This window comes from Nocardia ignorata NBRC 108230 (genome assembly GCF_001612905.1).
GTDB classification, from domain to species: domain Bacteria; phylum Actinomycetota; class Actinomycetes; order Mycobacteriales; family Mycobacteriaceae; genus Nocardia; species Nocardia ignorata.
This window is the reverse complement of record NZ_BDBI01000012.1, coordinates 36,328-59,975: the sequence shown is the minus strand read 5'-3', so window position 1 is coordinate 59,975 and position 23,648 is coordinate 36,328. Positions and strand designations below refer to the sequence as shown.

The window sequence follows — 23,648 nt, the reverse complement described above, 5'->3', positions numbered from 1 at the left end:
GCTGCTATCCACCCGCGGCGACTGTGAATCGGGTGCGACGGTGTGCGGGACGCTCGACTTCGTCGAGCAGTGCCACCGCGAAGTCCTCCATCGAGATCCAGGATCGGCCGTCGGCGTCGACCAGAAGGTCGTCGGCGCCGACCCGGTAGTTGCCCGTGCGCACGCCCGGATTCAGTTCGGCCGGTGGGCTCAGATAGGTCCAGTCGGCGGTCGTGTGCGCGCGGCAAACCGCCAGTTGCTCCGCGCACGCCTGCGCGATGGCCGCCAATTCCGCAGGGAATCCCGGTGTTTCGTGCAACGTCGTGCCCACGCCTGGCACCAGCAGCGTTGCCGCGCCGCCGACGACAAGCAGCCGGACACCACTGCGCGCGACGCCGTCGAGCATGGCCGCGGCGACGACCGGCAGTTCCGGTTCACGCCCCGGAGCGGGACGAGTGGCGGCGACCACGACGTCTTGTCCCGCGCTGAGCGCTTCGACCTCGTCCGCGTTCGCGGCATCGCCGTTACGCACCCGCACACCGTCGGGCAGATCCACGGCCCGGCGCACGACCGCGGTGACGTCGTGCCCGCGCGCGATCGCCTCGGACGCCACCCGGCCACCGACTGCCCCGCCCGCCCCGAACACCGTGATACGCATGATCAAACCTCCTGTGCGACAGACCATCTGCCTGACACAGGAATATATCTCAATGTTGATCTACTCAATGATGATGTATATCACCATTGAGATATCAGGGCAACTTGGAGGCGTAGACCGCGAGGCGGACGCGGTTGTCGGTGCCGGTTTTGTCGAGCAGGTTGGTGATGTGGGTTTTGACGGTGCTCACGCCGAGGTGGAGGCGGTCGGCGATCTCCTGGTTGCCGTGGCCTTCGGCTACCAGGCGCAGGACGTCGCGTTCGCGAGGAGTGAGATCGGCTGGGGGCGCGGGCATTTCGGGCGGGGTGGTCAGTGCTCGGGTGACGAGTCTGCGGAGCAGGGTGGGTGAGAAGGGGAGGTCGCCTTCGACAGTGCGGCGGATGGCGGCGAGGAGGACGGCGGGGTCGGTATCTTTCACGAAATAGCCTGTGGCGCCCGCGGACAGGGCGGGAAACAGGTGTTCGTCGTCGTCGAAGGTGGTCAGCACCAGGACCTTCGCCCGGGGGTCGGTGGCGAGAATCCGCCGCGTGGCACCTATACCGTCGAGGCCTGGCATGCGCAGGTCCATGATCACCAGGTCGGGACATAGTTCGGTGTGCAAGCGGACCGCTTCGACACCGTCGGCGGCCTCACCGGCGACGGTGATGTCGTCGGTGTCCTCGATGAGCATCCGCAGCCCGGCTCGAATCAGGCGTTGGTCGTCGGCGAGTAGTACGCGGATCACTCTTGTCCTCCTCGAGGTCGGTCCGGAAGGTGGGCACGCACGACCCATCGCTGGCCCTCGGCGGTGGCGGTCAGTGTTCCGCCGGCGAGTTCGGTGCGCTCACGCATGCCGACGATGCCGTGGCCGGGCGTTGTCTCGGCATTGTCGGCGCCGCTGACGACGGTCAGGGTGATGCCGTCGTCGTCCCGGTCGATCGTGAATCGCACCGGTACAGCGTGATTCGCGTGCTTCATCACATTGGTGAGCGATTCCTGCACCAGGCGGAGCAGGGTGAGCCTGCGGATGGCGTCGAGCCCATCCAGGTCACCGACGGTCGACTCGACAGTGAATCCGGCGGCTCGTACGCGTGCGACGGCGGCGTCGATCTCCGCACCGACGGCGTCGGGCTCGACCAGCGCCACCTCCCCCAGCGCGGGATCACGGAGGACCGCGAGCAACCTGCGGATATCGCCCAGCGCGTCGGTCGCTGTGGCCCGGACGTCGTCGAGGACCGCCGTGATCCGCGGATCCGCTTGCCGGACAACGTGACCGGCCACCGAGATCCGCAGGATGATCGACGCCATGTGGTGGGCCACGACGTCGTGTAGTTCCCTGGCCATCGCCGCTCGCTCGTCGAGGCGGGTGCGCGCCTCGGCGTCGGCGGCGCGCAGGCGCAGATTGTCGGCCAGCTCGCGTTGCCCGCGCAGGTACAACCCCAGCAGCAGCGGCAACCCCACGTAGGCGACGCCCTCGACGAGGGTGGAAGCGCGACCGATGGATGTGTCGTGCAGCCCGATCCACCCGAGGACAACCGCTGCCGCCCACCCACCGGTCGCGAGGACCACGGTCAGGCGCCGGTCGGTCCGGGCGACGACATCGACCAACGCCACGGCCCCGAGATACGGCACCAGACCGGCAACACCCCACGCCTCGGTACGAAACATGGGGACCGCCAGCGCTGACAGTACGAGCGACACCGCCAACGGCCACCGCCGCCCCACAGCGAACACCACCGCGGCGCTCATCGCGAGCACCCAGTAGTGCACAGGCACCCGGAACCGACCCGGGTACGTGCTGGCCGCCAGCAGCACCGGGACCACAGCCACCGGCAGCCACCGCAGCAGGCGGCGCAGGTCGGGGCGAGCACGCACATCGATCACGCTCCCACCGTATGCGTCGACCGCGGAAGGCCCGACCGCCCGCAACCACGACACACCGGGCCGTCCGCCGCTACACGTGGCCCTCGCGCCCGGCGGCATCGCCCTACAGGTGGCGAGGGTCTTCGGAGACCGACTAGCAGACCACAGGAAGGTGCACAAGGGTCGGGCGGGCGGAAATTCCGGGCGGTAGTCGGGCCGGTGGGCTGAGCCGGGCGCGAAGGAACCGAGCGAAGCTGGGGTTCCCCCTCAGAGATGGAGTTGCCTGTGGTTTCGCGACGAGGATTCCTCGCCGGCTTGGCTCTTGCCCCGGTCGTGTATGCGGCCGGGTGTTCGGTTCGGCCGTCCGTTTCGGCCGCCAACGGCACTCGTCCGCTGCCGATCCCGTCGCTCGCGCCGTCGTCCGTCGGTGCCGACGGTGTCCGGCGGTTCACCCTGCGCGCCCAGGCGGGCTCGAGCGAGATGTTGCGCGGGGTCTCGACGCCGACCTGGGGTTACAGCGGGTCGGTGCTCGGCCCGACGGTGCGAGCGCGGCGGGGTGAGCGGGTCGAGTTGGCGATCAGCAATGCCCTGCCCGAGGCGACGTCGGTGCATTGGCACGGCATGCACCTGCCCGCGAAGTTCGACGGTGGACCGCATCAGATGATCGCGCCGGGCGCGGTGTGGACGCCGAGCTGGACGGTGCAGCAGCAGGCCGCGACCCTCTGGTATCACCCGCATCCGCACGGTGCGACGGAAAAGCATGTGCACCGTGGTCTGTCCGGCTTCTTCCTCATCGATGACGATGCCGCCGATGCCCTGCCCCTACCGAAAGAGTATGGGGTGGACGATATTCCGCTGGTGATCCAGGACCGCCGGTTCACCGCCGACGGCGCGGTGGACGAGTCCGATCCCACCGATGTGGGCCTGCTGGGCGACACCATCGTCACCAACGGCATCGCGGGCGCGCACCTGCGGGTCACCACCGAACGGGTGCGTTTGCGCGTCCTCAACGGCTCCTCGGGCCGGCTCTACAACCTCGCCCTCGCCGACGGCCGGGCTTTCCACCTGACCGGCACCGATGGCGGCCTGCTACCGAAACCTGTTGCGCTCGAACAGCTCCAGCTCAGCCCCGGCGAGCGCGCCGAGATCGTGATCGCGCTGCGACCCGGCGAGAACACCACGCTGCGGTCGCTGCCGATCACCGACCGCGCGGGCATCGACCGTGCCGCCGAGTTCGGCTTCGACGACACTTTCGACATCCTCGCCCTCCAGGCCGCCGAAACCCTGCGCCCCAGCGCGCCGCTACCCGCGTCTTTGATCCCGATGACCGCACTCGCCGCCGCGACGACCCCGGCGACACGGTCCTTCGACCTGCAGTGGTTCATGATCAACAACCGGCGCATGGATATGAACCGCATCGACATGACCATCCCCGTGGACACCACCGAGGTCTGGTCGGTGCGCAACAAGGACAACTGGCCGCACAACTTCCACGTCCACGACGTGCAGTTCCAGATCCTCACCGTCGACGGAAAGGCCCCTCCCCCAGCGCTATCCGGCTGGAAGGACACCGTCTACACCAGCTCCGGCTCGACCTACACCCTGGCCATGCGCTTCGCCGACCACACCGACCCCACCTACCCGTACATGTTCCACTGCCACCTGCTCCACCACGAGGATCAGGGGATGATGGGTCAGTTCCTGGTCCTCGCCCCGGGACAGCGGCCCGCGCCGATGGCCATGGACATGGGCGCGAAGGGGCATCACTGAACCTAGGCCGCAGTGGCGAGGTAGCGGGCGAGGTTCTCGACCAGTTCGCGAGTGCCCTCTTCACGCTGGGCGCCGGTATCGAATCCGTCCAGGTGGGCGCCGAATTCGACGAGGGTCAGCTTGGTGCCGGTGCTGGTCGGCTCGAATTCCCAGGTGGCGACCGAGGTGGAGATGTGGTCGCCGTTGATCCACATGTCGTAGGTGTAGACGAGGCGTTCGTCGTCGACGATGTCGGTGTAGGTGGCGACGAAGCGGGAGGTCATCTTCCCTTCGAAGGTGCCCTCGTTGACCTCCTGGCCGCCGACCCGGAAGTCCATGGAGACCTCACCCTGCTCCCAGCCTTCCTCGCCACCGAACCAGCGGCTCTTGATCGCGGGGTCGGCGAAGGCCTGGAAGGCGACGGACGGCGCGACGGGCACCTCCCGCTCGATGGTGAACTGGGCGTGCTTGACGGAACGGGTCACGGTGTTCATTGTTGTTCTCCTTCTGAGGATTTCGCTGTTTCGGTGAGCAATGCGGTCAGCCGGTCGAGCTGCCGTTCGGCGGGTGGACGCTGGCGCCCCAGCCAGTCGATCGCGGGCCCGAAGGCGCCGGGAACCAACTGGTAGGTGCGCACGCGCCCGACCTTGGCCGAGGCGACGATCCGCCCCGCTTCCAGGGCTTTGAGGTGCTGCACGATCGTCGGCATCGCGACGTCGAAAGGCGCCGCGAGTTCGGAGACCGACGCGGGTCCCCGCGTCAGCCGTTCGACGATCGCCCGCCGAGTCGGATCCATGAGCGCCCGGAAGACATCGTCGAGTCTCCCGTCCGCTTCACCGCTCGAATACTTAGGCACATGCCTTAGTATTCACACAGACGTCCCCTCGCGCAACCCCTGGACAAGAAAAACCCACCGCGGTCCGCGCGGTGGGTTCCGGAAGACCCTTGTCGAGCCAGGTCAGGCGAGTCGGGCCATGAAGAGCCCACAGAGTGCGATCCCGCTGTTCAGTCGCTTCCACAGGCGCACCATCGCGAGCTCGAGGATGATGCCGATGCGATCGGCGCAAGTGGTGGCCTCTGCCAGCGCCATCCGGTCGTAGACCAGGTCGGGGTCGCTGAGAATCTCGTCAAGGCGCAGTCCCGATATCGCCTGATCGGTCGTGAGACCGAATTCGGGCAACCAGGTGAGCCGCCACCGGCCGTCTCCCCCGAGAACCGCCTGTTCGGGGGTCTTGTCGCTACCCATGATCCGATTCGTGCGGTAGATCGCCATCACTACCTCCTCGGCAGTCGCTTGCGGCGTCTACCTTCCAGCATCCACGGAAATCGTCGCAGACAACAGCTGGCGAATGGCGTGGCAACGGAATATCATCCGCGAACTTCGAGGTGAAACCCCATGAACTCCAGCGGACACCGCCGCGATAGGCAAGCCTTACCATGGACAGCTATCGCGGGGCGATCGTCAATTCCGGTCGAATGCCGCCAGAATCTCCTCGGCGGCGAGAGCGGGGGTGAGCTCCCCGGCGCGAACAGCCGACTCCACCTGCGCGCGAACCTCTTTCACGCGCGGATTCTCGGTCAGACGGCGCAGGATCTGGTCGTGCACCATGGTCCAGGTCCAGTCGACCTGCTGGCGACGGCGCTTCTCGGCGAACTCCCCCGCCTCGGTGAGCACCCGCCGATGTTCGAGCACGGTGTCCCAGAACTTGTCCAGGCCGAGACCTTCCAGCCCACTCATGGTGAGCACCGGCGGTTTCCACAGGGCGTCGTGCGGGTGGATCAGCCGCAGCGCGCCCGAGAGTTCGCGGGCGGCGCTCTTGGCTTCCATCTCGTGCTTGCCGTCGGCCTTGTTGACCGCCACCACCTCGGCCAGCTCGAGCACACCCTTCTTGATGCCCTGCAACTGATCTCCGGTACGGGCCAGGGTGAGGAAGCAGAACACGTCGACCATATTGGCGACGGTCACCTCGGACTGCCCGACGCCGACGGTTTCCACCAGGATCACGTCGTACCCGGCCGCCTCGAGCAGCACGATGGTCTCGCGGGTGGCCTTGGCCACGCCGCCGAGCGTGCCCGCGGTGGGCGAGGGCCGGATGAACGCGTCGGCTTCCAGGGACAGCCGCGCCATCCGGGTCTTGTCGCCGAGGATCGACCCACCGGTGCGGGTCGAGGACGGGTCGACGGCCAGCACCGCGACCCGATGCCCTTTGCCGAGCAGGTACATGCCGAGCGCGTCGATGAACGTCGACTTGCCGACGCCCGGAACGCCGGTGATCCCGACCCGGTTCGACACCACCGCACCGGGTTCCCCGCTCACCCGCAGCAGCAGCTGCTGGGCGAGTCGGCGGTGATCGGACCTGGTCGACTCGACCAGCGTGATCGCCCGGGCCAGCGCGGCCCGCTGACCGGCGCCGATACCGTCGGCGAGCGCGTCGACGTCGATGGTGCGCGGTGTCCGCGCCACGGCTCGTTCGCCGTTGCGGGGCGCCCCGACACCCGCCGTGGTGCCCAGGCGGGGATGCCCGCCCTGTGCGGCCTCGTTCATGTCCGTGTCCCTCCGACCGGCACCGGTCCGCGTTGCCGCCGACCCGGTGCCTCCACCGTGTGCCCGTCACCCACCCACACAGGCAGGCCCGAACCCGCTGCGCCGCAGGCACATTGGTCCCTGGCGCAGCGGGCCGGCCACATCATGCCGGGGTGTCGCCCCCGAGCTCGTGGCCGAGCGAGGCACCGAGCTTGCGCAGCAGGTCGATCGCCGCGTCGGCGATGACGGTGCCGGGCGGGAAGATCGCCGCCGCGCCCGCTTCGTAGAGCTCGTCGAAGTCACCGGGCGGGATGACGCCGCCGACGATGACCATGATGTCGGGGCGACCGACCGAGGCCAGTGCCTGCCGCAGGGCGGGCACCAGCGTGAGGTGACCCGCGGCCAGCGAGGAGACACCGACGATGTGCACGTCGTTGTCGGCCGCCTGGCGCGCCACCTCTTCGGGGGTCTGGAACAGCGGGCCCACATCGACGTCCATGCCGAGGTCGGCGAAGGCGGTCGCGATCACCTTCTGGCCACGGTCGTGCCCGTCCTGGCCCATCTTGGCGACCAGGATGCGGGGGCGGCGGCCCTCGGCCTCGGCGAACTCCTCGACCAGCGCGATGGCGGCACCGATGTTGGATGCCTTGCCTGCTTCGTCACGGTACACACCGGACAGGGTACGGATCTCGGCCTGATGGCGGCCGTACACCTTCTCCAGCGCGTCGGAGATCTCACCGACAGTGGCCTTGGCGCGGGCCGCGTCGATGGCCAGCGCGAGGAGGTTGTTCTCCATGCCGCCCTCGGAAGAGGCTGCCGCCCGGGTCAATTCGGCCAGCGCCTGCTCGACCGCGACCGAATCACGTTCGGCACGAAGGCGTTCCAGCTTCTCGACCTGCTCGGCGCGCACCCGCGAGTTCTCGACCTTGAGGACCTCGACCTCGTGGTCCTCTTCGACCTGGTACTTGTTGACGCCGATCACCGGCTGCTGCCCGGTGTCGATCCGCGCCTGGGTGCGGGCGGCGGCCTCCTCGATGCGCAGCTTCGGAATGCCTTCCGAAATCGCCTGTGCCATGCCGCCGTGGGCCTCCACCTCGGCGATGTGGGCGCGGGCCCGCTCGGCGAGCTGGTGGGTGAGCCACTCGACGTAGTACGAGCCACCCCACGGGTCGATCGGGCGGGTGGTGTTGGACTCCTGCTGGATCAGCAGCTGGGTGTTGCGGGCGATGCGGGCGGAGAAGTCCGTCGGCAGCGCGAGGGCTTCGTCGAGGGCGTTGGTGTGCAGCGACTGGGTATGGCCCTGGGTGGCGGCCATCGCCTCGATGCAGGTGCGCGCCACATTGTTGTAGGCGTCCTGGGCGGTCAGCGACCAGCCGGAGGTCTGCGAATGGGTGCGCAGCGACAGCGATTTCGCGCTCTTGGGCTCGAACTTCGAGACCAGCTCGCTCCACAGCAGGCGTCCGGCGCGCAGCTTGGCGACCTCCATGAAGAAGTTCATGCCGATGGCCCAGAAGAAGGACAGGCGCGGGGCGAACTTGTCGACGTCCATGCCCGCGGCGATGCCCGCTCGGATGTACTCCACGCCGTCGGCCAGGGTGTAGGCCAGCTCGAGATCGGCTGTCGCACCGGCCTCTTGGATGTGGTATCCGGAGATCGAGATCGAGTTGAACTTCGGCATCTTCGCGCTGGTGAAGGCGAAGATGTCGGAGATGATCCGCATCGAGGGCTTGGGCGGGTAGATGTAGGTGTTGCGGACCATGAACTCTTTCAGAATGTCGTTCTGAATGGTTCCGGCCAGCTGCTCGGGCGTGACACCCTGTTCCTCGGCGGCGACGACGTAGAGCGCCAGGATCGGCAGCACCGCGCCGTTCATGGTCATCGAGACCGACACCTGGTCCAGCGGGATCTGGTCGAAGAGCTGGCGCATGTCCAGGATCGAGTCGATCGCCACACCGGCCATGCCGACGTCACCTTGGACGCGCGGGTGGTCGGAGTCGTACCCACGGTGGGTGGCCAGGTCGAAGGCCACCGACAGACCCTTCTGACCCGCCTGCAGGTTGCGGCGGTAGAAGGCGTTGGAGTCGGCGGCCGTGGAGAACCCCGCGTACTGGCGGATCGTCCACGGCTGGTTCACGTACATGGTCGGGTAGGGACCACGCAGGAACGGTGCGACGCCGGGCACCGTGTCGAGCGGATAGCCCTCTGCGACAACGGCATCACGGTCGGCCTTGGTGAACACCGGCGGCACGTCGATGCCCTCCGGGGTGGCCCAGGTGAGCTGGTCGGCGGTGGTGTGGTTGGCCGCGGCCGCCTCGGCCACGAACTCCCGCACCTGATCCGCGTCCACGGCGGCGGGCTCGGACGCCCGCTCGGTGAGCGGCACCTCGGCGAAACTGCCGATGCGGTGCTCGATATCGGATGTGGTCATCAGGCTCCCACCTTCTCCAGCAGCTGCGACAGGACCGCGACCGCGTCGATGCGCAGACTCAGGAATCCGTCCGGACGCTGCGTTCCGCTGTAATGCTCGACGGCCTTCTCCGGCCCGGCCAGCAGCACCGTCTCGATCCCGGCGCCGCGCAGCGCCTCGACCGCCGCGCCCGCTTCCTCGCCGTAGCGCTTGTCCGCGCCGCACAGCACCGCGATGCGCGCACCGGAACCGGCTGCGGCGGCGGCGATTCCGTCGACAGCGAGCGGTCCGGGGTTCACCGACTCGATGCCACCGGAGGCAAGCACGTTCGCGGTGAAGATGGTGCGCGCGTTGTGTTCGGCCACCGGGCCGAGCGCCACGATCAGCGCCTTGGGCCGCTCACCGTTCACCGCGAGGTAGGCGTCCGAGCGGTTGCGCAGGGCCTCGAACGCGGCACCGTAGCGCACCAGCGACGCCTGTTCGCGCGCCTGCTCCGACAGCGGCGCCTCGGCGAGGTTCGGGAACTCGTTGACACCGGTGACGGCGGTCTTGCGATGCGCGATGTCGGCGGCGCGCGCGGTGGCGGTCTCGGCGACGCGCGCGGCGATCAGGCCGGTGTCGAGCGCGGCCGGGTAACCACCGGCGGACTCGATCTCCTGCATGAATTCCCAGGCCTTGGCGGCGAGTTCGTCGGTGAGGGACTCGACGTACCACGAACCGGCACCGGGATCCTGCACATGACCCAGGTGGGATTCCTCGAGCAGCAGCAGCTGGATATTGCGGGCCATGCGCTCCGAGAACGACTGTGACACACCGAGTTCGCCCGCGGGCAGGGCGGAGTCGAACGGCTGCACGGTGACCGAATCGGCCCCGCCGACACCGGCACCGAACGCGGCGAGGGTGGTGCGGAGCAGGTTCACCCACGGATCGCGCTGGGTCATCATGGCCGAGGAGGTGACCGCGTGCTGCGGGGCGGCACCGAAAGCGGGCGCACCGCACACCTGGGCCACGCGCGCCCAGAGACGGCGGGCGGCGCGGAACTTCACGATGGTGGCGAACTGGTCGTCGGTGGCCGCGTAGCGGAACTCGAGCTGACCGAACGCGTCGGCGATGTCGACGCCCGCACCGGTCAGTGCGCGCAGGTAGGCCAGACCGGCGGCGATCGAGGCGCCGAGCTCCTGCGCGTCGGCGGCACCGGCGTTGTGGAAGGCGGTGCCGTCGACGGTGATCGCGCGCACCGCTTCGGGACGCGCGATCGCGCGACGAGCCAGCGCGACGGCCTGCTCGACATCGAGGTCGGCGTGACCGGCGAAGGCATCGGTGAGCGGCGCGGCGCCCAGGCCGACCCGGATCTGGGTGCGGTCCTCGAGCTGGTAGCCGTCGAGCACCTCGAACACCTGCTCGGCGGCCGCGCTCACCTCGGCACCCGCGACCAGCGACAGCGGCGCGAGTTCGAACAGCACCCCGGACAGGGCGGTCGCGATCTGCGTCACCGGCACGCCGTGGTCGCCGACCCCGAGCGAGACCGCGCTGACGCCGTTCTCGAGCCCGGTGAGGACGGCACGGTTGGTGCTCGCGGCGTCGGCCGAACCGGCGAAGGCGCCGACGAACCAGCCGCGCTGCGGGTCGCGGGTGGCGTCGCCGCCGCGCACGAACGGGAACGTGCCGGGCAGCGGCTGCTCGGGCAGCTCGTCGCGGCGGGTGTAGAGCGGGGCGATGGTGAGCCCGTCATAGGTGGTCTCGTCGAGCAGATGCTCGGGCTCGGTGGGCAGCTCGGCGATATCGACCCGTCGCGCCTTGGCCAGCACGCCTGCCACACCCTTGCGCCAGGCGGCGTACTCGGGCACCGGATCCGGTGCGAGACCTGCCCCTGCCTCTGAACCAATCGGCATAGCTGCTGTTCTCTCCTCCGTCACGGCGAACCGGGATGTGTCCGGTTCGCCTCCGATGCTATCTGTGACATCGTGTCCACCCACTGGGGCCATCCCCTACCGACCGGTACGCTGTCGCGGTGCTCCAGCTGATCCGCTCCCCCCGACTGCTGCTGACCCTGGCCGGGTCGGCGGCCCTGTTCGTGGTGGCGATGCTGGTTCCGCTGCCCGGCCCACAGCAGGTCAGGGACTGGGCAGGCGGCGTGGGACCGCTGCTTCCCCTGCTGTTCTTCCTCTTCTACTCCCTCGTCGCGGTCGCGCCGGTACCGCGCACCGTACTGACAGTCACCAGTGGGGTGCTGTTCGGTCCGCTGCTCGGGTCGGTCATCGCCCTCGGTGCCACGGGCGTGAGCGCCGGTCTCGCCCTGCTCGGAGTGCGGGCGATCGGCCGGGCGCGAGTCGCCGAGCACCTCACCCATCCGGCGGTGCGGGCGGTCGACCTGCGGCTGGCGCAGCGCGGCTGGCTCGCGGTGGCCGCGCTGCGGCTCATCGCGTTCGCGCCGTTCTCGGTCGTGAACTACTGCTGCGGGTTGTCGTCGGTGTGCTTCGCCCCGTACCTGCTCGCGACGGTGGTCGGCTCGGCGCCGGGGACCATCGCGACGGTCGTGCTGGCCGACGCGCTGACCGGCGGTACGCACCCGGTCGCGATCGCGGTGTCGCTGGTGTGTCTCGCCTTCGGATTGCTCGGTCTGATCGTCGATGCCCGGATGCCGGTCGTTGCCCCGGAAACCGATGCCCCCTACTCCAGGGGCATGGCGTCGCGTCGGTGATCGATCACAATTGAGAAAGTGATCTTCTTCACATCTGGAAGTTGTGACTAAGCCATCTTTCAGAATTCTCACAGAGTTATAGACTCCGGATAGCCCAGGGTTCGCCAGCTACATCCGGTGCGGGATCCAGAGCAACACCCGGTGTCGCGTCCCGTCTTCACCGCTTCCATTCACCGCCGTTCTCGGCACGTTCTTCCACCATGAGGTGACCCGGCATGGAATACACCCATCTCTCCGATTTCCGCATCCGATCCGGCGATCTGTCGATCTGGACCCCTGAGCTGATCTCGCCCGACTCCTGGCACGACGACGAACGGCCGCTGGCCAGCGTCCACGCCCAGTACCTCGGTTTCCTCGACCCCGACGACCCGCAGCCCGGCCGTGGCCGCTGGATCGGCACCATCTTCGAGATGGACGCCCCGCTCGACGAGCGAGCCTGGGCACGGACCCTCGAGTTGTGGCACGACCGTCACGAGGGTTTCCGCACCACGGTCGCACCCACCGGTGACGGCGACTACCACCGCATCACCACCGCACCCGGCACCGTGCGCGTCACCTCAGCCCCGGTCGCCGATCTCACCGACGGTGAACAGATCAACGAATTCCTCTGCGATGTCCTGGAATTGCGGCTCTCGGCACTGGTGTGGCCGCACCTGCTGGTCGCGACGGTCGCCCACGACACCGACGACTTCACCGTGCTGGTCGGCGCCGACCACTCCGTACTCGACGCCTACTCCCAGGCCGTGCTGATCCTGGAACTGCGCACCCTCTACACCGCCGTCACCACCGGCGGCGAGATCCGCGACTCCTCGACGTTCGGCAGCCCCGCCGATTTCGCCGCCATCGAGCGCGCCGCCGCCGAGGAACTCACCCCCGACTCCCCCGCCGTGGCAGTGTGGCGGGATTTTCTCGGTGCCCCCGGTTCCCCGATGCCCCGTTTCGGCGCGGGCATGGTGGCCGAACTCGACGGTGAGCACGCCCAGCCGAGCGTGTCGCGCACCCTGCTGACCATCGCCGAACTCGAGGAGGTGGAGGCTCGGCTCGATCAGCTCAAGCACCGGCTGTCGGTCACGGTGTTCGCCGCGCTTGCCGTGGCCTGGCGAGAGGTGTTCGGCCAGGACCGGTTCCGCACGGTGATGCCGATCGCCACCCGGCCCGACCTGACCTGGCTCGAGTCGATGGGCTGGTTCGTCAATGTCGTGCCCGTCGACATCACCCTGCCCTCGGGCGCCGACATGGCCGCCGCGCTCACCGCCACCCGGGCCTCGCTCAAACGCGCCCATATCTGCAACGACGCCTCGTGGGGTCGCTCGCTGGCCATGGTCGGTGCGATGGAAGGCCCGACCTTCGGCGCGTCGTTCCTCGACATCCGGATGCTGCCCGACTACGAACTCGTCGCCGACCTGCGCGGACGGACCCTGCGCGCGGTGTCGTACTCGACCGAGGAGGTGTACTTCTGGGTGGTGCGCGGCCCCGAGGGCCTCTATGTCTCCACCCGGTATCCGGCGGGTCTGCCCGCGGAGGTGATGGACCGCTACCTCACCGAATTCGCCCGGGCCATGTACGCGGTGACCACGATCGCCGCGCCCGCCGCGGCCGCCCCGGTCGCCGACGTGCCGGCGGCATTGAGCGCGAGCTGAAATGCGTGCGCTGCTGGCCTTCACCGGAAGCAGGGGCGATGCCCAGCCCGGCATCCTGCTCGCCCGCGAGCTCATCGCTCGCGGGCACGCGGTGACGCTCGCGCTGTCGCCCAATCTCGTCGAGTTCGCCACCGGCCACGGCATCGCGGCGGTCGGGTTCGGGTGCGACAGCGCCGAGCTGCTGCGCACCCAGCACGCCGACCGGCGCTTCCGTAGCGCCAGTCCGCGTCAGCGGATGCGCGCGGTGCTGGATCTGCAGCGACGCGGTGTCGCCGAGGCGGTGCGCGACCTGCTCGCGCTCGCCCCGGGGCACGACGTGCTCGTCACCGGCATGGCGGGCGAGGAGGCGGCGGAGAAGGCGGCACGGCACGTCGGGTTGCCGTTGGCGGCAGTGCATTTCTTCCCGATCCACCCCAGCCGGTCGGTGCCGGTGGTGCCGACCGGCTGGGGGCGGCGGGTGCCCGGTGCGCTCAACCGCCGGATCTGGTCGGGTCTGCGGTGGGCGCGTGACGCCGCCCTGGCCGAGCCGCTGTCCGAGTCCGGGATCGTCGAACATCCGCTGCCCGATCGAATGTCGGTCCAGGCCTACGACACCGACCTGTTTCCCGGGCTGGCGGCCGAGCTGCCCGAACGGCATCCGGTCACCGGCTTCATCGTGGACAGCGACGGATTCCTCGGTGCCCCAGCCGATCCCGCGCTGGCGGCCTGGCTGGTGGCGGGACCCGCCCCGATCTATGTCGGTTTCGGGTCGATGACCGTCGATGATCCCGCCGCTCTGGTCCGCATGCTGCGCACCGTGTGCGCGCGGCGCGGGCGGCGACTGCTGCTCGCGGCGGGCTGGGCCGGGATCGAGCCGGAGCTATCGCCCGAGGTGGCTGTCGTCGAGCAGGTCGACCACGCGACGGTGTTCCCGCGCTGCCTGGCGGCCGTGCACCACGGCGGCGCCGGGACGACCGCTGCCGCTCTGAGAGCCGGTGTGCCGCAGGTCATCTGCGCGATCCAAGCCGATCAACCGTACTGGGGGACGGCGCTGTCGCGGCTCGGCCTCGCCGCGACGACCCGCGCCGCCGCATTGGACGCCGATCGCCTCGACGCGTTGCTCGACGCGGTCGCCGAACCGCAGGTGGTGGCCAGGGCCGCCGCGTACGCGGTCGGCTTCCGTGACGACGGCCTGGCCCGCGCCGCCGACGAGGTGGAAGCCCTTGTCCCCCTGCCTGTTCCGACACCCCAATTCGACCACGCCGGGAGGCCGCAGTGAGCACCGACATCGCCGTCCGCACCAGCGGTCTCGGCAAGTCCTACGGCGATTTCACCGCCGTGGGCGCCATCGATCTCAGCATCGCGGCCGGATCGGTGTTCGCCATGCTCGGCCCCAACGGGGCGGGCAAGACCACCACGGTGCGCATGCTGGCCACCCTGTTGCGTCCCGATCGTGGCAGCGCCGAAGTGTTCGGCTACGACGTGGTGCGCGATGCCACGGCCGTCCGGTCGATGATCGGGCTCACCGGCCAGTACGCCTCCGTCGACGAAACCCTCACCGCCGCCGAGAATCTGCGCCTGTTCGGCCGGCTGCTCGGATTGTCGCGGCGGGCCGCCACCGCTCGGGCCGACGAGTTGCTCGAGGAGTTCGAGTTGTCGGCGGTGGCGCGGCGCAGCGTCAGCGCGTTCTCCGGTGGGATGCGCCGACGCCTGGATCTGGCGGCCACGCTCATCACCGTGCCGCCGCTGATCTTCCTCGACGAGCCGACCACGGGCCTGGACCCGCACACCCGTGACCGGATGTGGGGCATCGTGCGCGGGCTGGTCGAGCGTGGCGCGACCGTCCTGCTGACCACCCAGTACTTGGAGGAGGCCGACGCGCTGGCCGACCGGATCGCGGTGATCGATCGGGGCAGCCTCGTCGCGCAAGGCACTGCGGCCGAACTGAAGTCGTCCATCGGCGAGCAGGTACTGCGCCTCGACATCCCCGACACCGCCGACCTGCGCCGGGCCGAGGCGCTGATCTGCGAGCTCACCGGCGAGGTGCCCGAGGGATCCTCCGCCGGGACGCTCACCGTCGCCCTGCCGGAGGTGGGAACGGGCGCCGACATCGTCGCCGCCTGCCGCGCCGCGGGCATCGAGCTGCGGGGATTCGCCGTCGACCGTCCCGACCTCAACGAGGTGTTCCTGTCGTTGACCGGCCACGCGACCTCCGCCGACGCGGCATGACCGCCCTTCGTGAAAGCACCGCAATGACTCTCACCACCGAGAAGACGACCACCCAGGTCGTGCGCGCGCCGCGCGTCACCAGGGTGAGCCCATTCGCCGCGCTGCAGCATTCGCTGATGATGGCGTGGCGTGGGCTGCTGACCTTCCGGCACAGCCCGCAATTGCTCTACGACGCACTGCTGTTGCCGATCGTGGGGCCGGTGCTGTTCGGCAATATCTTCGGCACCGCCATCGCGGGCAGTATGGCGGCGTATCTGCCGATCATGATTCCGGGTGTGCTGGTGCAGATCGTGCTCACCTCCTCGGTGGCCACGGGTGTGCAGCTGTCCGAGGACATCCATTCGGGGGTGTTCGACCGGTTCGTCGCCATGCCGATCGCCCGCTCGGCACCGGTTGCGGGCGCATTGCTGGCAGGCATGGTGCGCTATCTGCTGGCCGCGACGACGGTCGTGGTCGTGGGATCGGCCATGGGCTACCGGCCCGAGCACACAGCCGGTTTCCTCGCGGGCGCGGTGCTCGTCGTCTTCGCCACCACCGCCATCAGCTGGTTGTTCGCCTTCATCGGCGCGACCATCGCCCGCCCGGCCGCCGTGCAGGGCATGTGCATGCTCGTGCTCACCTTCCTCGGTTTCGCGTCCAACGCGTTGGTGCCCGAGGAGGCGATGCCCACCTGGATGCGCCATGTCTCGGACCTGAACCCGGTGTCCTACCTGGTGTCGGCGGTGCGGACGCTGGCCGCCGAGGGCACGATCGGCGCCGACGCCTGGTGGTCACTGGTGGCCTCGGTGGTCGTGGTCGCCGTTTTCGCGCCGCTCACCGTGCGCACCCTGCGTTCCCGCTGATCAGGAGATTCCCCGATGACTGTCACCTCGCCCGTCGTACCGGTCGCCACCACCGGCCTCAACCGGATCACCGCCGACGACGACCTGTTCTTCAAACTCCACAGCCTCTACCCCAACGCCCTGGTCAACCAGCTGGCCTACCGGTTCGACACCGCCGTCGGCCGGGAGTCGTTGCAGCGCTGGCACGCTCATCTGGCCACGGGTTTCATCGCCCGCCGCGTGCGTACCACCCGTTTCCCGATCGCGCGCGCCCACTGGGAGCCCGCCACCGAGTCGCTGCCGCTGCGATGGTCGGACACCCCGATTCCCGACGACGCGGTACTCGACTGGTTCCTCGAGCAGGCCGCGGTGGAGTTCGATCCGGCCCGGGGGCTGGTGTGGCAACTGGCCGGTGCCCCGACCGAATCCGGTGGCACGGTGGTCACCCTCGTCGCCTCCCATGTCGCCTGCGACGGCGGCGGCATGATGCACGCGATCGTCGACTCGCTCGACCGTCTCGGGCGCGGTGAGCAGCCCGACCGCGACGCGAGCGCGGGCAGGCTGGTCGGGCCGGTCGCCGGGCCCGGCCGGTTGGCCGCCGACCTCGCCGACGCACGCGCCCAGCTGCGCGCGGTGACACGAGGTGTGCGGGCGGCGCGACGGGCGCGTGGTGTGAGCGAACCGGCCCGTAATCCGCGTCCGGCCCAGCCCCGGCTGCCGCATGCCGACACCTGGCAGGCCGCCGACGCGATCGTGCAGCTCGACCTGGCCGAGTGGGACGCCGTCGCCGCGGCGCACGGCGGCACAACCAACGGCCTGCTGATCGGCGTCGCCGTCGGTCTGCTCGGTCGCAGTGGCCGCATCGCCGATGGAGCGAAAGTGCGCGTGGACATTCCGCACTCGATGCGGGAGGCCGACGACCCCCGCGCCAACGCGACCACCGGCCTGCCGATCAGCGTCGCCTACCGCGCAGGTACCCGCACCGACCTGCCCGAGGTGCGGGCCTCGCTCAAGGCCGCCGCCCTCGCCTACCGCGATCCGGCGACGATTCCGCCGATCCAACACCTGCAGCCGGTGCAGATGCTGCTGCCGAAGGTGGTGCTGCACAAGTTCGCCCGCACCGCCAAGGCACCGGAATGCCTGTGCACCAACATGGGTCGCACCGCGCAGAACATCGCGGTGCTCGACGGTCATCGCGCCCGCGATGTGATCATGCGCCCGGTGGTGAATCCCGGCCCGGTGGAGTTGTTCCGCCAGGTGGAGGTCGGCGTGAACCTGGCGTTCTCCTGCGACGACGACACCGTCACCCTGGTGGTCACCGGCGCCGACCCGGACCGTTTCCCGAACCGGGCCGCGCTGCGCGAGCTGCTCACCGCCGAATTCGCCGATTGGTCGTTGACACCCCGCTTCTGGTGAGCCGGAAGGGTTCAGGAAGCTTCGTCGACCAGTTCCGCGGCTTCGGGCTTGCTGATGCACAGCGTGAAGCGGAAACCGCAGTCGGATTCGAGCGAGCCGGATTGTCGTCCGGTTCGCACCGCGCTGCGTACCTCGATGCCGACGTCGAGGTCCTCGAATCCGGCGTAGAAGTCGCCCGCCATCCAGAACTCGGTGTGCGCGGCGGTGCGGCCGGCCATGACATCGTCTGCGCTGGGACAGAATTCGGCGCGGCGCACGCAGATCGGACTGCGGCCGTCGGTGCCGGGCGCCAGATAGAGGACAACCGGGCCGTGCATCTCGGTGAGCAGAGCGAGCACGTCACTCGCTTCGCCGGTGGCCTCGATCGCGCGATGACGGTGACTTCCCCAGTGGGCGTGGAGATCTCGGTCGCGGTGTACGGACCCGGCACGGTTACCCATGGTGCGCTCCTTGCATGTCTCGACGGTGTTCGGTGCACACTATCGGTGCGCAAGGTTGGTCCAACGTTGGTACGCCCCGAACCTTGCCGAACGACTGCCCTCACCTCCGGCCGCCCACCCGCGATTTCGCCGATTTCATCAGTGCCTGCCCTTCTTCGGCAACCATTCCGCGCAGCGATATTCGGGCGATGTTCGCGAAACCAAATCGCCTCCGATGTTTTCGGCGCGAGAAACAACTTCCGAAACAACAGCGGCCATTCCGTCACCCGCACCGACGTGAGGTCCCTCACGCCACACCCGACAGCCCGGGCGCCCCGAATCGTGGGCTTACACACCGCCCGATCGATAGCTGACAACTTGCCGACAAGCACCTGCGCCGAGTCTCCGATGTCGAAAGATTGCGGAATATCAGCAGACTCGGTGCATTTGCTGTGTAACTTCACCATTGCCACCGGCAGATGTCTGGATGGGACCCAGCCCGGCTCGCGCCGCGAGCCAACCCTCCGCGACCGCCGACGCCGCCCCGCGAAACCCGGTTACTTTCCGGTAGTGTCCGCTCGCATCGGCCCCCACCACGGTCACCGGCGACCCTTTTCGACTGTCAGGAGTTTTCGTGTCGCATTCGCGTTTCGAATCCATCGGTGCGTATCTTCCGTCGAATATCGTCTCGACCGAGGAATTACTTTCCCGGCTCGCCACGCCGCCCGCTTTCGACCTCGAGAAGATCACCGGGATCAAAGAGCGCCGGTTCCGCGACACCCGGCCCGACAGCCTCGAGGACTCCTTCACCCTCGCCGTGAACGCGGCCCGCGACTGTCTCGAGCGCTCACGCTACGGGGCGGGCGAGCTCGAGGTGATCATCTCCTGCTCGATCACCCGCAGCAACGAGGGCACCCGCATGTACATGGAGCCCTCCTTCGCCTCGACCATCGCCAAGGAACTCGGCGCCGAGCGGGCCATCACCTTCGACGTGTCCAATGCCTGCGCGGGCATGCTCACCGGCACCTACCTGCTCGACCGGATGATCCGGGCGGGCGTGGTGCGCAACGGGATGGTGGTCAGCGGGGAGTCCATCACCCCGATCGCCGAAACAGCGGTCAACGAGATCTCCGAGAAGTACGACCTGCAGTTCGCGTCGCTCTCGGTCGGTGACTCCGGGTGCGCGGTCGTGCTCGACCAGGCCGTCGACGATGCCGACAAGATCCACTACATCGAATTGCTCACGGCCGCAGAGCATTCCCACCTGTGCCTCGGCATGCCGAGCGACAAGTCCTCGGGTGTCGCGCTCTACACCGACAACCGCAAGATGCACAACGAGGCCAGATTCCTGCTGTGGCCAGACGCGCAGGGCGAGTTCCTCGCCGCACAGGGCCGCACCTTCGCCGACGAGGAATTCGACTACATCATCCACCACCAGTTCGGTGCCGCGGCGGTGCCTTTCATCAACGCGGTGGCCGCCCGCGAGTTCGGCGCCCCCATCCCGCCGGACCTCAATGTGATCGAGAAGTACGGAAACACCTCGACCACTTCGCATTTCATCGTGCTGCACGATCAGCTCGAACAGGACGGCATCGAGGCAGGCGCGAAGGTTCTCATGGTCCCGGCCGCCTCCGGTGTCGTCGCGGGCTTCCTGTCCACCACCATCTCCTCCCTGAAGGTCTGAGGTTCGTCATGGGCGTGCGTATCCGAGCCACCGGTACCAGTCGGTCGACCGACACCCACAGCATCGTCGAGCACAGCGGGCGGGCGGCCCGTCACTGTCTGGAGCAGGCCGGGATCCGGCCCGACCAGGTCGGTGTGCTCATCAATACCGGCATCTTCCGCGATTCCAACACCGTGGAACCCGCCGTCGCCGCGATGATCCAGAAGGCCGCGGGGATCGGCCTGGACTACGGCAAGAACGACCCGCGCACCTTCTCCTTCGACCTGATGAACGGTGCGACCGGCGTGGTGAACGCGGTGCAGGTCGCGGGCGCGATCCTGGCGACGGGGACCGAACACGTGCTGATCGTCGCAGGCGACACCCATCCCTCGCTCACCCGCTCGCGCGCGGACACCGAATTCCCCTATGCCACAGCAGGTGCCGCGTTGCTGCTCGAGTACGTCCAGGGCGCGGAGGGCTTCGGACCCGTGCACACCCTCACCGCACCCGGCACGCCGGCCGGACAGGCCTACGTCGACACCGCGACGATGGGCACCGTCGGCCGCAGCCTCATGACGGTGGAGCGCGAACCCGATTTCGAGGACCGGGTCCTGGCGGTGGCGGCCGAGGCCGGTCGCGCGGCGCTGGCCGAGGCGCCGGACGCTCGGGTCGCGCTCATCGCCTCCACCCCGAGCGCGCACTTCCCCAAGCGCCTCGCCGACGCCCTCGGCCTGGACCAGAATGCCGTGCGCACACCGGACCTCACCGACGGCGACCCGCACACCGCCGCGCTGCCTTTGGCCTACGCGCGCGCCACCGAGGATGCCTCTCTCGGTGGGTTCACCCACATTCTGTTCGTCGGTGCCGGTGCCGGTCCGTCGGCCGCGGCCACCCTCTACCGGCTGCCCGAGGAGCACCTCGCGTGACCACCGCGACGTACTGGGCCACGATCGACCGCTTCCGCGAATTCGCCCGCACCGAACCCGATCGCCCGGCGGTGATCTACCCCGACGGCACCACCGCTGACGGCGTGCCCGACTACCGGCGGGTCACCTACCGCGATCTCGACCGGTGGTCCGACGCCATCGCCGAACACCTGACGAGTTCCGGTGTCGGCAGCGGCACCCGCACCATCGTGCTGGTGCTGCCGAGCCCGGAGCTGTACGCGATCCTGTTCGCGCTGTTGAAGATCGGCGCGGTGCCGGTAGTGATCGACCCGGGCATGGGGGTGCGGCGCATGGTGCACTGCCTGCGCGCGGTCGAGGCCGAGGCGTTCATCGGGATCCCGCAGGCACACGCGCTGCGAGTGCTGTTCCCGCGCAGCTTCCGCCGGGTGCGCACCACCCTGACCGTCGGCCGCCGCTGGTTCTGGGGCGGACCCACCCTGCAATCGTGGGGCCGCGCCCCGGCGGGTCTGCTGCCCGACCGTGCGCCCGCCGCCGAGGACGACCTGCTCATCATCGGTTTCACCACCGGAAGCACCGGCCCGGCCAAGGCGGTCGAACTCACCCACGGCAACCTCGCCGCCATGGTCGAGCAGGTGCACGCCGCCCGCGGGCACATGCCGCCGGAGTCCTCGCTGGTCACCCTGCCGCTGGTCGGCGTGCTCGACTTGCTGCTCGGTTCCCGGTGTGTGCTGCCGCCGCTGATTCCCAGCAAAGTCGGTTCCACCGATCCGGCGCACGTTGTCGACGCGATCACCAAATTCGGGGTGCGCACGATGTTCGCGTCCCCGGCCGTGCTGATCCCGCTGCTCGCCCACCTGCGGGCGCACCCCGTCGAACTCGACTCCCTGGTCAGCATCTTCTCCGGAGGCGCGCCGGTGCCCGCGTGGTGCATCGCCGGACTGCGCGAGGTCTTGCGCCCCGATGTCGAAATCTTCGCGGGCTACGGTTCCACCGAGGCGCTGCCGATGACGACGATCGAATCGCGGGAATTGCTCGACGGCCTGGTCGAACGGGCAGCGAACGGTGAGGGCACCTGCATCGGACGCCCCACCGACAATGTCGAGGTGCGCCTCGTCGCCGTCACGGACGCCCCGATCGCGAATCTCGCCGACGCCGAACCCACCGGCCGGATCGGCGAGATCGTCGTCGCCGGACCCAATGTGAGCACCCGCTACTACTGGCCCGCCGAGGCCGATGCACTGGGCAAGATCGCCGACGGTGATCGGGTCTGGCACCGCACCGGTGACCTGGGCTGGATCGACGAGCAGGGCCGCGTGTGGTTCTGCGGTCGCAAGAGCCAGCGGTTGAGCACGTCCGCGGGTCCGATGTTCACCGTGCAGGTCGAGCAGGTCTTCAACGCGGTACGTGGTGTGTCGCGCACGGCGCTGGTCGGTGTCGGCCGACCCGGTGCGCACCGGCCGGTGCTGTGTGTAGAACTGGAGCCGGGTGCCGATCCGGTGGCCGTCGACCTGCGCCTGCGCGACCGCGCCGCCGCCTTCGACACCGCCGCACCGATCACCGATTTCCTCATCCACCCCGGTTTCCCGGTCGACATCCGGCACAACGCCAAGATCGGCCGCGAAGAACTCGCCCGTTGGGCAACGAAGAAGCTGAACTCATGAAGATCCTCGTCACCGGCGCGTCCGGATTCCTCGGCGGCGCCATCGTGCGGGCCCTGGTGGCCGACGGTACGCACGACGTGTCGATCCTGGTGCGGCGCACCAGTGTGCTCGACGACCTCGGCACCGCCCGCGACGCCGTCACGATCGTCGAAGGCGACCTGACCGACGCCGACTCGCTGCGCCGCGCCGCCGACGGTGTGGACGCCGTCATCCACAGTGCGGCCCGCGTCGACGAACGCGGCACCCGAGCCCAGTTCTGGGTGGAGAACGTGCGCGCCACCGAACTGTTGCTCGACGCCGCCCGCCGCGGCGGTGCGCACCGGTTCGTGTTCATCTCCAGTCCGAGTGCCCTGATGGACCGTGACGGCGGCGACCAGATCGATGTCGACGAGTCGCTGCCCTATCCGCGCCGCTACCTCAACCATTATTCCGAGACGAAGGCGACGGCCGAACAGGCTGTGCTCGCCGCGAGCACCGCCGAATTCAGCACCGTGGCCTTGCGTCCGCGCGCGATCTGGGGTGCCGGTGACCGGTCGGGCCCGATCGTGCGGTTGCTCGCCCGCACCGCCGACGGTGCCCTGCCCGACTTGTCGTACGGCCGGACGATCGAGGCATCGCTGTGCCATGTGGACAATATCGTCCACGCCTGCCTGCTCGCGCTGAGTGCCAAGAACATCGGTGGCAACGCGTATTTCATCGCCGATGCCGAGAAGACCGATGTGTGGGGGTTCCTCGGTGAGGTCGCCGAGGGGCTCGGCCTCCAGCGGCCGACGCGCAGGCCGAATCCGCGTGTCCTCGCCGCCGTTGTCGCGGCCATCGAGGCGGTGTGGCGGATTCCGGCCGTGGCGCGGCGCTGGTCGCCGCCGCTGTCGCGCTACGCCGTCGCCCTGATGACCCGCACCGCCACCTACAACACCGGCGCGGCCCGTGCGGACCTGGGCTACCGCCCGGTCGTCGACCGTGCCACCGGCCTGTCCACCTTCTCGGCCTGGCTCGACGACCAGGGCGGCATCGAGTCGCTCGCCGGGCACCTGCGGTAACACCCGAGAGGC

General features: G+C 69.0%; 21 protein-coding genes. 11 read left to right on the top strand and 10 right to left on the bottom strand.

The window, feature by feature from the left end:
* Window positions 1–4 precede the first annotated feature (4 nt).
* The 3 genes from NI2_RS11345 to NI2_RS11335 form a co-directional block, all read right to left on the bottom strand.
* On the bottom strand, window positions 5–637 hold the full coding sequence (locus tag NI2_RS11345; RefSeq protein ID WP_067489379.1) for an NAD(P)-dependent oxidoreductase: 633 nt from the start codon (window positions 635–637) through the stop codon (window positions 5–7).
* Window positions 638–731: 94 nt separating this feature from the next.
* Window positions 732–1,361, bottom strand: a complete 630-nt coding sequence (locus NI2_RS11340; RefSeq protein ID WP_067489375.1) for a response regulator — start codon at window positions 1,359–1,361, stop codon at window positions 732–734.
* A complete protein-coding gene (locus tag NI2_RS11335; protein WP_371851975.1) occupies window positions 1,358–2,497 on the bottom strand; it encodes a sensor histidine kinase in 1,140 nt (379 codons plus the stop codon). The genes NI2_RS11340 and NI2_RS11335 overlap by 4 nt, the downstream gene beginning before the upstream one ends.
* Before the next feature lie 255 nt (window positions 2,498–2,752).
* Between NI2_RS11335 and NI2_RS11330 the strand changes: the two genes are divergently transcribed.
* Window positions 2,753–4,249, top strand: a complete 1,497-nt coding sequence (locus NI2_RS11330; RefSeq protein ID WP_067489369.1) for a multicopper oxidase family protein — start codon at window positions 2,753–2,755, stop codon at window positions 4,247–4,249.
* A 2-nt stretch (window positions 4,250–4,251) separates the two neighbouring features.
* On the opposite strand, the gene NI2_RS11325 is transcribed toward NI2_RS11330, so the two are convergent.
* From NI2_RS11325 to NI2_RS11300, 6 genes are all read right to left on the bottom strand, one after another.
* Complete coding sequence (locus tag NI2_RS11325; RefSeq protein ID WP_067489366.1) at window positions 4,252–4,722, bottom strand: SRPBCC family protein; 471 nt, start codon at window positions 4,720–4,722, stop codon at window positions 4,252–4,254.
* Window positions 4,719–5,084 (bottom strand): ArsR/SmtB family transcription factor, encoded by a 366-nt coding sequence (locus NI2_RS11320; RefSeq protein WP_067489363.1) that lies wholly within the window; start codon window positions 5,082–5,084, stop codon window positions 4,719–4,721. The genes NI2_RS11325 and NI2_RS11320 overlap by 4 nt, the downstream gene beginning before the upstream one ends.
* A gap of 102 nt (window positions 5,085–5,186) precedes the next feature.
* Complete coding sequence (locus tag NI2_RS11315; RefSeq protein WP_067489360.1) at window positions 5,187–5,501, bottom strand: hypothetical protein; 315 nt, start codon at window positions 5,499–5,501, stop codon at window positions 5,187–5,189.
* Between the two features lie 189 nt (window positions 5,502–5,690).
* Window positions 5,691–6,740: a methylmalonyl Co-A mutase-associated GTPase MeaB gene (meaB, locus tag NI2_RS11310; RefSeq protein ID WP_371851974.1), complete on the bottom strand. Its 1,050-nt coding sequence runs from the start codon at window positions 6,738–6,740 to the stop codon at window positions 5,691–5,693.
* A gap of 175 nt (window positions 6,741–6,915) precedes the next feature.
* Window positions 6,916–9,180, bottom strand: a complete 2,265-nt coding sequence (scpA, locus tag NI2_RS11305) for a methylmalonyl-CoA mutase (protein ID WP_067489357.1) — start codon at window positions 9,178–9,180, stop codon at window positions 6,916–6,918.
* Window positions 9,180–11,051, bottom strand: a complete 1,872-nt coding sequence (locus NI2_RS11300) for a methylmalonyl-CoA mutase family protein (protein ID WP_067489354.1) — start codon at window positions 11,049–11,051, stop codon at window positions 9,180–9,182. Before NI2_RS11300 ends, scpA begins: the two co-directional genes overlap by 1 nt.
* 119 nt (window positions 11,052–11,170) lie before the next feature.
* Here NI2_RS11300 and NI2_RS11295 point away from each other — a divergent pair, with 119 nt between their 5' ends.
* The 6 genes from NI2_RS11295 to NI2_RS11270 all read left to right on the top strand — a co-directional run bounded on the left by NI2_RS11295 (window position 11,171) and on the right by NI2_RS11270 (window position 17,945).
* Entirely contained in the window at window positions 11,171–11,860 is a 690-nt protein-coding gene (locus NI2_RS11295; RefSeq protein WP_174552201.1) for a TVP38/TMEM64 family protein, read from the top strand.
* Window positions 11,861–12,075: 215 nt separating this feature from the next.
* Window positions 12,076–13,500 carry a condensation domain-containing protein gene (locus tag NI2_RS11290; protein ID WP_067489351.1) on the top strand — a complete coding sequence of 475 codons (1,425 nt, stop codon included), beginning with the start codon at window positions 12,076–12,078 and terminating at the stop codon, window positions 13,498–13,500.
* Window position 13,501: 1 nt separating this feature from the next.
* The gene (locus tag NI2_RS11285; protein ID WP_067489348.1) at window positions 13,502–14,758 is read left to right on the top strand and encodes a glycosyltransferase; all 1,257 of its coding nucleotides are present in this window, start codon (window positions 13,502–13,504) and stop codon (window positions 14,756–14,758) included.
* Window positions 14,755–15,708 (top strand): ATP-binding cassette domain-containing protein, encoded by a 954-nt coding sequence (locus tag NI2_RS11280; protein ID WP_067489345.1) that lies wholly within the window; start codon window positions 14,755–14,757, stop codon window positions 15,706–15,708. The genes NI2_RS11285 and NI2_RS11280 overlap by 4 nt, the downstream gene beginning before the upstream one ends.
* A gap of 23 nt (window positions 15,709–15,731) precedes the next feature.
* Window positions 15,732–16,550, top strand: coding sequence for an ABC transporter permease (locus NI2_RS11275; RefSeq protein WP_067489342.1), 819 nt, complete (start codon window positions 15,732–15,734; stop codon window positions 16,548–16,550).
* Between the two features lie 15 nt (window positions 16,551–16,565).
* Entirely contained in the window at window positions 16,566–17,945 is a 1,380-nt protein-coding gene (locus NI2_RS11270; RefSeq protein WP_067489339.1) for a hypothetical protein, read from the top strand.
* A gap of 11 nt (window positions 17,946–17,956) precedes the next feature.
* Here the strand turns inward: NI2_RS11270 and NI2_RS11265 are convergent, their stop codons facing one another.
* Complete coding sequence (locus tag NI2_RS11265; RefSeq protein WP_067489336.1) at window positions 17,957–18,385, bottom strand: DUF779 domain-containing protein; 429 nt, start codon at window positions 18,383–18,385, stop codon at window positions 17,957–17,959.
* A 613-nt stretch (window positions 18,386–18,998) separates the two neighbouring features.
* Between NI2_RS11265 and NI2_RS11260 the strand changes: the two genes are divergently transcribed.
* The 4 genes from NI2_RS11260 to NI2_RS11245 are packed head-to-tail and all read left to right on the top strand — an operon-like array spanning window position 18,999 to window position 23,636.
* Window positions 18,999–20,048, top strand: coding sequence for a 3-oxoacyl-ACP synthase III family protein (locus tag NI2_RS11260; RefSeq protein WP_067489333.1), 1,050 nt, complete (start codon window positions 18,999–19,001; stop codon window positions 20,046–20,048).
* 8 nt (window positions 20,049–20,056) lie between these two features.
* Window positions 20,057–20,953 (top strand): hypothetical protein, encoded by an 897-nt coding sequence (locus tag NI2_RS11255; RefSeq protein WP_067489330.1) that lies wholly within the window; start codon window positions 20,057–20,059, stop codon window positions 20,951–20,953.
* Entirely contained in the window at window positions 20,950–22,596 is a 1,647-nt protein-coding gene (locus NI2_RS11250; protein WP_067489327.1) for a fatty acid CoA ligase family protein, read from the top strand. The genes NI2_RS11255 and NI2_RS11250 overlap by 4 nt, the downstream gene beginning before the upstream one ends.
* Entirely contained in the window at window positions 22,593–23,636 is a 1,044-nt protein-coding gene (locus tag NI2_RS11245; protein WP_067489324.1) for an NAD-dependent epimerase/dehydratase family protein, read from the top strand. Before NI2_RS11250 ends, NI2_RS11245 begins: the two co-directional genes overlap by 4 nt.
* The last annotated feature ends 12 nt before the right edge of the window (window positions 23,637–23,648 follow it).

Coding starts and splice junctions, on each gene's coding strand:
- NI2_RS11345 (WP_067489379.1), bottom strand. CDS start 637: ATGCGTATCACGGTGTTCGGGGCGGGCGGGGCAGTCGGTGGCCGGGTG.
- NI2_RS11330 (WP_067489369.1), top strand. CDS start 2,753: ATGGAGTTGCCTGTGGTTTCGCGACGAGGATTCCTCGCCGGCTTGGCT.
- NI2_RS11325 (WP_067489366.1), bottom strand. CDS start 4,722: ATGAACACCGTGACCCGTTCCGTCAAGCACGCCCAGTTCACCATCGAG.
- NI2_RS11315 (WP_067489360.1), bottom strand. CDS start 5,501: ATGGCGATCTACCGCACGAATCGGATCATGGGTAGCGACAAGACCCCC.
- scpA (WP_067489357.1), bottom strand. CDS start 9,180: ATGACCACATCCGATATCGAGCACCGCATCGGCAGTTTCGCCGAGGTG.
- NI2_RS11300 (WP_067489354.1), bottom strand. CDS start 11,051: ATGCCGATTGGTTCAGAGGCAGGGGCAGGTCTCGCACCGGATCCGGTG.
- NI2_RS11290 (WP_067489351.1), top strand. CDS start 12,076: ATGGAATACACCCATCTCTCCGATTTCCGCATCCGATCCGGCGATCTG.
- NI2_RS11285 (WP_067489348.1), top strand. CDS start 13,502: ATGCGTGCGCTGCTGGCCTTCACCGGAAGCAGGGGCGATGCCCAGCCC.
- NI2_RS11275 (WP_067489342.1), top strand. CDS start 15,732: ATGACTCTCACCACCGAGAAGACGACCACCCAGGTCGTGCGCGCGCCG.
- NI2_RS11270 (WP_067489339.1), top strand. CDS start 16,566: ATGACTGTCACCTCGCCCGTCGTACCGGTCGCCACCACCGGCCTCAAC.
- NI2_RS11265 (WP_067489336.1), bottom strand. CDS start 18,385: ATGGGTAACCGTGCCGGGTCCGTACACCGCGACCGAGATCTCCACGCC.
- NI2_RS11255 (WP_067489330.1), top strand. CDS start 20,057: ATGGGCGTGCGTATCCGAGCCACCGGTACCAGTCGGTCGACCGACACC.
- NI2_RS11245 (WP_067489324.1), top strand. CDS start 22,593: ATGAAGATCCTCGTCACCGGCGCGTCCGGATTCCTCGGCGGCGCCATC.